Origin of the sequence: Pseudonocardia lutea (genome assembly GCF_042658055.1) — a bacterium.
GTDB lineage: Bacteria > Actinomycetota > Actinomycetes > Mycobacteriales > Pseudonocardiaceae > Pseudonocardia > Pseudonocardia lutea.
The window spans coordinates 29760-41297 of the sequence record NZ_JBHSQK010000010.1 but is presented as its reverse complement, the minus strand read 5'-3'; the positions used below and the strand labels follow the sequence as shown (position 1 = coordinate 41297).

Annotated in this window: 8 protein-coding genes and 1 pseudogene; 1 reads left to right on the top strand and 8 read right to left on the bottom strand. The window is 75.0% G+C overall.

Annotated elements, in window-relative coordinates; genetic code table 11:
* Positions 1–79: 79 nt before the first annotated feature.
* The 4 genes and pseudogenes from ACFQH9_RS05660 to ACFQH9_RS05645 all read right to left on the bottom strand — a co-directional run bounded on the left by ACFQH9_RS05660 (position 80) and on the right by ACFQH9_RS05645 (position 3909).
* The gene (locus ACFQH9_RS05660) at positions 80–466 is read right to left on the bottom strand and encodes an aminotransferase class IV (RefSeq protein WP_379564949.1); all 387 of its coding nucleotides are present in this window, start codon (positions 464–466) and stop codon (positions 80–82) included.
* Positions 467–750: 284 nt separating this feature from the next.
* Positions 751–1701, bottom strand: a pseudogene (gene pabB / locus ACFQH9_RS05655) (aminodeoxychorismate synthase component I); the annotation flags it as partial.
* 237 nt (positions 1702–1938) lie between these two features.
* Positions 1939–3291 (bottom strand): FAD-dependent oxidoreductase, encoded by a 1353-nt coding sequence (locus ACFQH9_RS05650; RefSeq protein ID WP_379564819.1) that lies wholly within the window; start codon positions 3289–3291, stop codon positions 1939–1941.
* Between the two features lie 21 nt (positions 3292–3312).
* Positions 3313–3909, bottom strand: coding sequence for a PadR family transcriptional regulator (locus ACFQH9_RS05645; RefSeq protein ID WP_379564818.1), 597 nt, complete (start codon positions 3907–3909; stop codon positions 3313–3315).
* 95 nt (positions 3910–4004) lie between these two features.
* Here ACFQH9_RS05645 and ACFQH9_RS05640 point away from each other — a divergent pair, with 95 nt between their 5' ends.
* Positions 4005–5588 (top strand): phospholipase D family protein, encoded by a 1584-nt coding sequence (locus tag ACFQH9_RS05640; protein ID WP_379564817.1) that lies wholly within the window; start codon positions 4005–4007, stop codon positions 5586–5588.
* A 128-nt stretch (positions 5589–5716) separates the two neighbouring features.
* On the opposite strand, the gene ACFQH9_RS05635 is transcribed toward ACFQH9_RS05640, so the two are convergent.
* The 4 genes from ACFQH9_RS05635 to ACFQH9_RS05620 form a co-directional block, all read right to left on the bottom strand.
* Complete coding sequence (locus ACFQH9_RS05635) at positions 5717–7261, bottom strand: amidase (RefSeq protein ID WP_379564816.1); 1545 nt, start codon at positions 7259–7261, stop codon at positions 5717–5719.
* Between the two features lie 89 nt (positions 7262–7350).
* Positions 7351–8784, bottom strand: a complete 1434-nt coding sequence (locus ACFQH9_RS05630) for a substrate-binding protein (protein WP_379564815.1) — start codon at positions 8782–8784, stop codon at positions 7351–7353.
* Positions 8785–8809: 25 nt separating this feature from the next.
* A complete protein-coding gene (locus ACFQH9_RS05625; protein WP_379564814.1) occupies positions 8810–9232 on the bottom strand; it encodes an ArsR/SmtB family transcription factor in 423 nt (140 codons plus the stop codon).
* A gap of 839 nt (positions 9233–10071) precedes the next feature.
* A complete protein-coding gene (locus ACFQH9_RS05620; protein ID WP_379564813.1) occupies positions 10072–11346 on the bottom strand; it encodes a bifunctional 3,4-dihydroxy-2-butanone-4-phosphate synthase/GTP cyclohydrolase II in 1275 nt (424 codons plus the stop codon).
* Between the last annotated feature and the right edge of the window lie 192 nt (positions 11347–11538).

Below are 11538 nucleotides of genomic sequence, written 5' to 3'. Positions count from 1 at the left end.
GATCGCTGCCGCGGGCGGTCGAACGATCGTCAGGTCAGGGCTCGCCGGAGCACCCCGGCGAGGCTTCGGCTCTCAATGATCAGGTGAGCCGCGCGGAGGGGGCGGGCCGTGCCGACGGGACGAGCGTGGCGGCCCGCCACCCGCGCAAGGAGCTGACCAGCGCGAGCTCCTCGGCGCGGAGCAGGTCGCCCGGGCGCAGGGCGCGCTCCCGCAACCGCCCCGCGGCGACCAGCAGGCCCCGCTCGACCCCGGGCAGGCAGCCGCTGCCGAGCGGCGGCGTCCACCAGGTTCCCCCGATCCGGACCGCGAGGTTGGCCGTGCAGGACTCGGTGACCTCGCCGCGCTCGTTGACGAGCAGGACGTCGTCGGCGCCGGGGTGGCGCGCCAGGCGGCCCGAGTAGGGCGCGCGACGGCTGGTCTTGTGGTGCGGCCAGCAGAGCGTCGAGTCGACCGGCTGGGGGTCCACGACCAGGCGGACCGGGCCGTCGGCGGGCGGGGGAAGGTCCTCGACGTCGACGCCGAGCGCGCCGTCGCGGTGGCAGCGCAGCCGCACGCGGACGTCCCCGGTGCCGGCGAGGCGCTCGCCAGGGCGGCGCGGACGGCGCCCCCGTCGAACCGGAAGCCGAAGTACGCGGCGGAGTCGGCGACGCGGGCGAGGTGCGCGTCGAGCGAGCGCAGCCCGCGGCCGGCCTCGTGGCGCATGGTCTCGACGAGGTGGAAGTCCTCCGGCCGCGCGTCGAGCACCCGGGCCTTGGCCCGCAGCTCGGCGTACTCGGCGGCCGGCGCGGAGCTCCACGTGACGCCGCCGCCGGTGCCGTAGGTCGCCGTGCCCCGCTCGCGATCGACGACGACGGTCCGGATCGAGACCGAGAACCGGGCGCCGACGGGGTGTCCGGCGGGGGCCACGACGCCGATCGCCCCACAGTAGATGCCGCGGGGTCCGGCCTCGACCTCGCGGATCAGCCGCATGGTGCGGGCCTTGGGTGCGCCGGTGACCGAGCCGCACGGGAACAGCGCGCCGAAGATCCCGGTCAGCCCGACGCCGGGGCGCAGCCGCGCGGTGACGTCCGAGGTCAGCTGGTGCACGGTCGGGTAGCGCTCGACGTCGAGCAGGCGCGGCACCGTCACGGTGCCCGTCCGGGCGAGGCGCGCCAGGTCGTTGCGCACCAGGTCGACGATCATGACGTTCTCGGCGCGCTCCTTGGCGCTGCCGCGCAGCCGGGCCACCGCCTCGGCGTCCTCCGCGGTCGTGCGGCCGCGCGGGGCGGTGCCCTTCATCGGGCGCATGAGGATCCGGTCCCCGCGGAGCTCGAAGAACAGCTCCGGGCTGGCGCTCGCGACAGCGAACCGGCCCAGGTCGAGGAACGCGTGGTGGGCGCCGCGCTGGCCCAGTGCGAGATCGCGGTACAGCTGCGTGAGATCGCCGGACACCGGTGCGGTGAGCCGGGTGGTGAGGTTGCACTGGTAGGTCTCGCCGGCCGCGATCCGCTCCCGCACCGTCGCGACGGCCGCCCCGTGCCGGCCGGCGTCCCACTCCAGGAGCCAGGGCCCCGCGGCGGCGGAGGACCGCTCGCCCGGCGCCACGACCGGCACCTGCTCCGCCGTGCGGGTCAGTCCGAACCAGGCCAGTGGCAGCCCTTCGACCGGCTCGTGGGTCACGAGCGTCGGATCGAGCCCGGCGGCCGCCTCGTAGGCCACCATCCCGAAGGCCCACCAGCCCGCGGCGCTGCGCCGCTCGACCTCGTCGAGCACGGCCGGGACCTCGTCCGGTCGCCACGCGACCAGCTCGGCCTCGGCCCGCGGGAAGAGCCGGGCGGTGCCCGCGACGAGGTCGTCGACGCGGGCCCAGGCGGGTCCGGACATGGAGCGGCTCCTGACGAGAGGGACGGGCGGCACCGCATGATGCCGGGTCCGCCCCCCTCCGCGCACCGATCCGCGTCACACCAGCTCGGAGTCCCGGACCTTCTGGAAGCCTCGGGCCATGCGACGCTTCGCCGCTGGCAGGTGGTTGACCACCCGCAGTGCGGTGCGCCGGGCGAGCACGCTGAGCGGGCCGACGACCGGGCGGCGGGCGGTGCCGTCGTCGTTCATGAACTCCAGGGACTCCCGGACCGCCAGCGCGGAGTACCGGCGCATCAGCTCCTCGTAGCCGCCGACCGCCTCGTCGCGGGTCAGCTCGCCGTCGCGGACCCGGACGAGCCTGTCCCGCAGCTCCCGCGCGTCCCGCAGCGCGGTGTTGGCGCCGGCGCCGCGTCCGGGCGTCATCGTGTGGACGGCGTCGCCGACCAGGGTCACGCTGCTCGGGCGCCAGGCCGGCACCGGCTCCGAGGTCCGGATGCTCAACGCCAGCGCCGCGGTGGGGTCCGAGGTCGCCACCAGCTCCCGCCACCGCGGATCCCAGTCCCCGGTGAGGGACAGCGTCAGCTCGTGCAGGTCCTCGCCGCGCCGGTCCAGGACGTCGGCGGGAGCGAGGCTGCGCGAGGTCGACAGGCCCCAGGACAGGTAGTCCGTGGTGTTGTCGTAGCGCAGGCCCGGCCAGGCCTCGATCAGCGCGGCGTCGCTCGCACCGATCCCCTCGCGCGGGGCCCCGTCCCGCCAGGGCAGGCGCATCGCGTGGATGATCCCGAACTGCCCGCGCCGGTCGAACAGCATCGACATGCCGTCGCTCGCCCGCTCGGGCAGCAGGTCCGCGTTCTCCCCGGTGAGCGCGACCTTGCCGCCGATCGCGACCAGCCCGGTCTCGGTGTGCCGGGCGTGCGGCAGGTACTGCGTGCGCACGCGCGAGTTCGCGCCGTCCGCGCCGACGAGGAGGTCCCCGGTGGCGGAGTCGCCGTCGGCGAAGTGGGCGGTGACGGTGCCGTCGGGGTGCTGCTCGTAGTGCGTGAAGGTCTTGTCGAAGGTGATGACGTCCTCCATGCCGGTGAACAGCACCTGGCGCAGCGTCATCCGGCTGACGTTGTGGTCGCGGTCCTCGGGGCGGTCCCCGCTCTGCGGCCGGTCGTCGAACCGCATGCCGAGCAGCTCGCGGAACCGCTCGGTGTACATCGTGAGGTACGTGTACGGCAGGCCCGTCGTGGCGACGAAGGTGTCGAACAGGTCGGGTGGCAGGCAGGCCTTCAGCGCCCGGGCACCGTTGGGCGAGATGCCCACCCGGTAGCCGTTGAGGCCGCCCGTGCGGGTGCGGTCCCGCTCGTAGACGGCGACCTCCATGCCCGCTCGTCGCAGGCCGTGGGCCAGGCACATCCCCCCGGTGCCCGCCCCGACGACGATGGTCCTCGGTGCTCTCGACATGGCTCCCCCCGGAGTCGTCGGTCAGGTGTCCTCGAACTTCTCGGCGAGTTCGAGCAGGTCCTCCCGGTTCCAGGCCAGCGCCCCGTTGCGCAGGTCGTCGACGAGGGAGGTGACCCAGCGGACGTCCGTCTCGAGCAGCGCGACGGCGTACTCGCCCTCGATCAGCACCAGCCGGGGCAGGTGGCCGGCCCCGGCCAGGTCCGCCCGCAGCCGCTCGAGCTCGGCCCGGCGGCTCGCGAGCCGGGCCTCCAGCGCCTCGAGCGCCGTCTCCGGGGTGATCAACGGCAGGTAGGCCAGCGCCGCGGTGAACTCGGGGAAGTCGCGGCGCGGGGCCGTGAGCATCTCCACCGTCCACGCGACCGCCGTGCGCACCCCGGCCTCGGTCGCGGCGTACACGGTCCGCTCCGGCCGGGCCCGCTCCCGCTCGGTCGCCTGCTCGACCAGCAGACCGTCGCGCACCAGCCGGTCGATCGTCTTGTACAGCTGCGACCGCTGCCCGACGTTGACCACCTGGTCCTTGCCGCGCTCCCGGATCAGCTGCTGCATCCGGTACGGGTGCATCGGCCGCTCCGCCGCCAGGGCGAGCACGGCGAGGGCGAGGCCGGACCGCTGGGTCATAGTGTCGACTGTACTAGTGTCAGCGACACTACACAACCCGGCCCGAGTTGTCGGATCCGTGCGGAGCCGCGAGAGTCCGACGCGGAGGTGGCGACATGCGGCACGAGGACTGGTTCCTGACCGACGCAGAACGCGGCAATCCCGCCTGCCGGCTGCCCGCGTGGTGCACCGGAAACGAGGTCGTCCCGCTCGTCGACGGGGCGCGGTACTTCCCGCGGCTGGTCGAGGAGGTGTCCGCGCTGCGCTCCGGCGACCACCTCTTCTTCACCGACTGGCGCGGGGACGCCGACGAGTGCCTGCGCGAGCCCGGCCCGACGGTCGGCGAGCTGTTCGCCGCGGCCGCGCGCCGCGGCGTCGTCGTCAAGGGGCTGATGTGGCGCTCGCACTCCGACGAGCTGGCCTACAGCGAGCAGGAGAACCGGCAGCTGGGGGACGAGGTGCGCGAGGCGGGCGGAGAGGTGCTGCTCGACCAGCGCGTGCGGCGGGCGGGATCGCACCACCAGAAGCTCGTGGTGCTGCGCCGGCCCGGCGATCCCGCCCGCGACGTCGCCTTCGTCGGCGGGATCGACCTGTGCCACTCCCGCCGCGACGACGCCGACCACGCCGGCGACCGGCAGGCGCTCCCGATCAACCCCGCCTACGGCGACACCCCGCCCTGGCACGACGCCCAGCTCCAGGTGCGCGGCCCGGCCGTCGGGCTGCTCGACCGGGTGTTCCGCGAGCGGTGGGAGGACCCGCACTCGCTCGACACGCACAACCCGCTCGCCCGGATCCGCGACGCGCTCACCCGCGCCGACCTGCGCGCCGACCCGTTGCCGGAGCAGCCGGCCGACCCCGCGCCGGTCGGCACGGCCGCGGTCCAGGTGCTGCGCACCTACCCGTCGATCCGGCCCGGCTACCCCTTCGCGCCGCGGGGCGAGCGCTCGGTGGCGCGCGGGTACGCGAAGGCGCTCCGCCGGGCCCGCCGGCTGGTGTTCCTGCAGGACCAGTACATGTGGTCACCGCACATCGCCCGGCTGCTCGCCGCCGCGCTGCGCCGCAGCCCGGACCTGCACCTGCTGGTGGTCGTGCCGCGGCACCCGGACGTCGACGGCCGCCTCGCGCTGCCCCCGAACCAGGTCGGCCGGCTGCAGGCGCTGCAGGTGTGCCGCCGGGCGGCGGCGGACCGGGTGCACGTGTTCGACCTGGAGAACGAGGCGGGCACGCCGGTGTACGTGCACGCGAAGGTCGCCGTGCTCGACGACGTCTGGGCCGCCGTCGGCAGTGCCAACCTCAACCGCCGCTCGTGGAGCCACGACAGCGAGCTCACCGCCGCCGTGCTCGACGAGGCCCGGGACGAGCGCGAGCCCGCCGACCCGGGCGGGCTCGGCGACGGCGCCCGGAGCTTCGCCCGGTCGCTGCGCCTGCGGCTGCTCCGGGAGCACCTGGACCGGGCCGACGGCGACGACGCCGACCTCGTCGACCCCGAGGGCGCGGTCCGGGCGGTGGAGGAGGCCGCGACGGCGCTCGACGAGTGGCACCGCGGCGGCCGGCGCGGCCCGCGCCCGCCGGGGCAGCTGCGCCACCACGAGCCGGAGCGGCTCTCGCGCCCGACGCGGCTGTGGGCCGTGCCCGCCTACCGGGTGCTCTACGACCCCGACGGTCGTCCGTGGCGGTACCGGGTGCGGCACCGCTGGTGAGGGGCGCCCGGCCCGCCGCGGAGGGGGGCGACGGGCCGGGCGCGGCTTCTAGGGCCGCACGGGAGGGACCGGGTCCGGCCCGTCCGTGCCGCCGAGGTCGCCGAGGTCGCCGAGGTGGACGAGGCCGCTCACATCCGGTCGCCCGCCGTCGTCAGCGTGGGCGGGGCGGGGAAGCCGCCGACCGCCTGCTCGTAGGCGTGGGCGACGCGCAGGACGGTGGCGTCGTCGAACCGCTTCCCGACGATCATCAGTCCGGCCGGGAGCCCGTCGACCAGGCCCGCGGGCACGCTGATGGCGGGGTGACCGGTGACGTCGAACGGCGCTGTGTTGCCGATCATCGACAGCGCGGTGGGCAGGTAGGTCTCCAGCGGGGCGTCGAGCGGCACCAGCTCGCGGGCGGTGTAGGGCAGGGTCGGCATGACCAGCACGTCGTGGGCCGACAGCGCGTCGTCGTAGGCCCGGCGCAGCTCGAGGGCGAGGTTGCGGGCCATCGCGTAGTACTTCCCGCCGGCCAGCTCGAAGGTGTAGCGGCCGGACAGCCCGACGAGCTTGACCGTCTTGGACAGGTGCGCGCCCTTCGCGATCCGATTGGCCGCGTAGTGCGCGATCAGCTCCGGGTCGTAGAGGCCCTGGGAGTTCATGCCGTAGCCGTTGCCGTCGAGCATCTGGAAGGCCGCGCCCTCGGTGGCGATCACGTTCCACACGGCCATCGCGTCGACGTGCCAGGGGATCGACACCTCCTCGGCGACCAGCCCGGCCCCGCGCAGGGTCTCCACCGCGGCGCGCACCGCCTCGTCGACGCCCGGGTCGCTGACCGGGGTGCCGAAGCCCTGCCCGACCACCCCGATCCGCAGTCCCTCGGCCGACCCGGCGAGCGCCGCGGTGTAGTCGACGGCCTCGAGCGTGGTGGGCTGGCGCGGGTCGAGCCCGTCGACCCCGGCCAGCACGGTGAGCATCGCGGCCGCGTCGGCGACGGTGCGGGTCATCGGTCCGAGGTGGTCGATGGTCTGCTCGATCGGGAACGCGCCGGTGTAGGGCACCAGGCCGTGGGTGGGCTTGTGCCCGACCCCGCCGGAGAACGCGGCCGGGATGCGCACCGAGCCGCCCTGGTCCCCGCCGACGGCCAGGTCCACCGCACCGGTGACGACCAGCGCGACGCTGCCCGACGACGAGCCACCGGCGTTGCGGGAGGGGTCCCACGGGTTGCGCACCGGGCCCGGGTGGGAGGTGAAGCTGGCCCCGGAGAAGCACAGGTCCTCGCACACCGACTTGCCCGCGACCGTGGCGCCTGCCTCGAGCAGCCGGGTGACGACGGTGGCGTCGCGGGTGGGGACGAAGCCCTCCACGGTGCGCGAGCCGTTCATCATCGGCACCCCGGCCACGGCGATGTTGTCCTTGATCGCGACGGTCTTCCCCGCCAGCGGGCCCTCGGGCGCCCCCGGGATCGACGTGGTCACGTACCAGGCGCCGAGCGCGTTGTCCTCCGGCTCGGACCAGGCCCGGTCCGGGGCGGCCGGCGCGGTCGCGGCGTAGAGCTCCTCGACGCGCTCCGACGCGGCCAGCGTCGCGGCCACCGCCGGCGCGTACTCGGCCAGCTCGGCCTCGGACAGCCCGAACCCGTGGTGCTCGTTCAGCGCCGCCAGCCGGGTCGCGTCGGGGGGCGGGATCGCCACGTGCACTCCTCGGGTCGGTGGATCCGAGCGAGGACGCTAGGGACATCCGCGGACTCGTGTCAACGCTTCTTGACGCGTTGACACGCCGTTCATCCGGCGACGTCCGCGGGGAACAGCGGGGTGAAAACCGCGCCGCGGGCCTCGGCCAGGTAGAGCCGCTGGTGCACGCCGTCCGTGCCGTCGAGCGTGACCGTGCCGCGGGGGAACTCGTAGCGCCCCACGCGCATCTCGTCGGCGACCCGGTCGGGATTCGTGGTGCGGGCGCGGCGGGCGGCGGCCGCCCACATGTGCATCGCCTCGAACACGGACTCGGTGAGGGTGGACAGCGGCGGGGCCCACGGGCCGAAGGCCGCGCGGTAGCGCTGCAGGAGCGTGCCGTTGCCGTCGGTGTCGAGCTGCTGGAAGTAGCCGGACACCCCGTGGATGCCGCGGGCGGCCGAGGCGCCGACCCGCTCCAGGGTCACCTCGTCCATCGCCGGGCCGAGGCTGAGCGTGCGGTCCCGCAACCCCATCGCGTGGCACTGCCGCTCGAACGCCGCGGCGTCGGCCCCGACGAAGCCGTTGAGCACGACGTCGGCCCCCGACGCGGCGATCGCCTCGACGACCGGGGTGAAGTCCTCGGTGCCCAGCGGGGCGTACCGCTCGCCGACGAGCCGGGCGCCGACGGCCGGGAGGATCACCCGGGCGGCCGCGTTGACCTCGCGGGGCCAGACGTAGTCGTTGCCGGCGAGGAACCAGCGGCGTCCGCCGGCCGCGCGCATCAGCGGGGCGGCCGCGGCGGCCAGCTGCGCGGCCGGGCGCTCGCCGAGCCGGATCCGCAGCCGGCTCTCCCCGCCGCCCTCGTTCATGGGCGACTGCACGACGAGCACCCCGGTGTCCGCGAGGGCGGCCGACACCGCGTCGTAGGTGGCCGAGGTGGTCATCAGGAACACCGTCGCGCAGCCGGCGCGGACGAGCCGGAGCGCCTCGAGCGCCCCGGTGGCCGGGTCGGTGGCGTCGTCGGCCACGAGCAGCTCGACGGGCTTCCCGCCCACCCCGCCGTCGCCGTTGATCTCCTCCAGCGCGAGGGTCGCCACGTTCTCGGTCGCCGCGGCGAAGAGGCTGGCGGGCCCGGACTTGCTGGTCAACAGGCCGATCCGGGGACCCGCCGCCGTACCGCGCGGCACCGGCAGGCCCTGCCGGCGCATGAGCCACTCCAGCCCGCGCTCGTCGATCTCGGCGTGCAGCCGGATGCGGGTACCGCCGGGGGCCGGGGCGAGGCGGAGCCGGATCCGCCCGCGCCAGGGCTGGTCGTGGCTCACGGTGAGGGAGGTCGGGCGGCGCAGCGCGCTGATCCGGCCGAGGACGTCGACCGGTCCGGGCCCGCCGAGCGGGACCCGCAGCGTGACGACGGCCCCGACGGCGATGCGGTCGCAGGCGGCGTCGAACAGCCAGCCCGACCCGGTGCCGCCGCCGAAGCGGTCGAACACCACCTCGGGCGGGACGGCGGCGAACTCCTCGGCCGAGACCGCGACGGTCCCCACCGCTACCGCGCCCTCGCCCCGTTGCTCATCCCGCCTCCGCGGCCGTGTCGGGGCCGGTCCCGTCCGGTCCGCCGGTGCGGCCGGTGTCCACCGGCCCGGTCTCCGGCGGCCGATTCTCCACGGCGGCGCGCACACCGTGAAGGGACTGCTGGAACAGGCCCTGCAGCAGGGTCAGGACCTCGGCGGCCGAGCCGCTCGGGTCCACCGAGTAGTACCGGTAGCGGCCGGCGCGGCGCTCGGTGACCAGGCCGGCCACGCGCAGCACGCGCAGGTGCGTCGACACGGCGGTCCGCCCGACGCTGGTGATGCGCCCGGCCAGGGCGCCGGCGCTGCACTCGTCCTCCTCCGCCAGCACGGCGAGGATCTCCCGGCGGACCGGGTCGGCGAGGGCGTCGAACGCCAGGTCGCGGCGGGCCGCGCGCCCCGACGTGTCGTCACCCGCTGACATGAGCGCCACGATAGCCGAGCGGTGATCGCCGCGACGGCGCCGCGACCGATGCCCCGGGTCGTCGTCGCCGTGGCCTGGCGAATGCGTGGAGACCGGAATACTCGAGGGTTACGCAAAGAATGTCCGTCGGCCGAGCAGCGTGCAGGTCTCGGCCTGCGACCGGTGGTTCGAAAGAATCACTTGTTCGCACGCAAAAGGTGATTCCCAGCCAAGAGTTCGCGGGCGCGATCACGCGTGGTGGTGTTCCATTTCGGTCGCAGGCGCGCGTCATTCTGTGCGATAGTCGAGAGGTGTCCTGCCGGCACGGAGCGGTGGGCAGGTGAGGGCTCCCGCGTGGACGTCCGCCGACGACCCGCGCGGGAGCCCATCCGCCCGGCCCCCGAAGGCGCCGGGCCCTGGATCAGCTCTGCGGGTAGCTCAGATGCTCTGCGGGTAGCTCGATGTGCTCCACCGCAGACAGATCTGACGAGCGCTCGATCCTCACTTGCAGCGAGCGTCACCCGACGTCTGGCCGGGCGGGTGGCACTTCGCGTTGGCGTCGTGCGGGCCCGCCGAGCTGCTCCCCGCGCCGAAATCAGGGTCTGCGAATGCGATCCCTGCCCCGCCGACCGTGAGACCTGCGGCGATCAACGCCGCAGCGATGAGCCTTCGAATCATTCCGCCTCCCGTCCGACCGCGATTCCCCTGTCGCCACCGGTGGCGGAAAGGAACGGTAGCGCCGTGCTCTTGCGGCGACAAGGGGTGGCGTACGGGAAAGCGTGATCGAAAGACGAAGAATCGGCGGGAACCTGATTTCCTCGCGTTCGGGCGACGGCGTCGCGACGCCGCGGTGCCTCAGCTCAGCCCGCGGCGCCGTCGATCCCGTCGTCCACGCCGCCCTCGAGGGTGAGGACGTGGCCCATGCGCTCCTGCTTGGTGCGCAGGTAGCGCAGGTTGTGCGGGGAGGGGGCCGCGGGCAGGCCGACCCGCCCGACGATCTCGAGCCCGTAGCCGTCGAGCCCGCCGTACTTGGCGGGGTTGTTGGTGATCAGCCGCAGTCGGGTGATGCCGAGGTCGGCGAGGATCTGGGCGCCCACGCCGTAGGAGCGCGAGTCGACCGGCAGGCCCTGGGCGGTGTTGGCGTCGACGGTGTCGAGCCCGCTCTCCTGCAGCGCGTAGGCGCGGATCTTGTGCCCCAGGCCGATCCCGCGGCCCTCGTGCCCGCGCAGGTAGACCACCGCGCCGGCGCCCTCGGCGGCGATCGCGCGCAGGGCCTGCTCGAGCTGGGCGCCGCAGTCGCAGCGCAGCGAGCCGATGATGTCGCCGGTCAGGCACTCGCTGTGCACCCGCACCAGGGCGCCGTGGGCGGTGCGGCTGGCCGCGACGGCGTCGCCGTACACGAGGGCGAGGTGCTCGGTGCCGTCGAGGGTGGAGCGGTAGGCGACGGCGCGGAACTCGCCGAACACCGTGGGCATGGCGGAGGTGGCCACGTGCTCGACGAGCTGCTCGGTGGCCCGGCGGTGCCGGACGAGGTCGGCGATCGCGAGGACCGGCAGGTCGTGCTCGGCGGCGAAGGCGCGCAGCCGTTCGCCGCGGGCCATCGAGCCGTCGGTGTCGACGATCTCGCCGATCACCCCGACCGGCTCCTGCCCGGCCAGGCGCAGCAGGTCCACGGCGGCCTCGGTGTGTCCGGCGCGGACCAGGACGCCGCCCTCGCGGGCGCGCAGCGGGAAGACGTGCCCGGGCCGGCGGAGATCGGCGGGGCGGGTCGCGGGGTCGGCGAGCGCGCGCAGGGTCCGGGTGCGGTCGGCGGCGGAGACCCCGGTGCCGGCGTCGAGGTGGTCGACGGTCACGGTGAAGGCCGTGCCGTGGGCGTCGGTGTTGTCGGTGACCATCGGCGGCAGGCCCAGGGCGTCGGCCCGCTCGGCGGGCATCGGCGCGCAGACGATCCCGGTGGTGTGCCGGACCACGAAGGCGAGCTGCTCGGCCGTGGCGGTGGCGGCGGGCAGGACGAGGTCGCCCTCGTCCTCGCGGTCGGCGTCGTCGGTCACGATCACCATCCGGCCGGCGGCCAGCGCGGCCACGGCCTGCTGCACGGCGCGCGTGCCGGGCAGGGCGGGGGTAGGAGACGTCATCGTCGGTTCCTCACGGTCGGATGCCCACCCGGACGGGCGGACCGTCGAGCACGGGTCGACGGTAGGAGAGCGCGGGCCGCCGCGACTATCCGTTGTGAGCCGAGTCCTATCCGTGGAGCGCGGTCCGATCGGGGGTGACGCCGGACACTTCGCCCCGCGGCTCCCCGGCCGCGGTCCGCGGATATCGGCGCC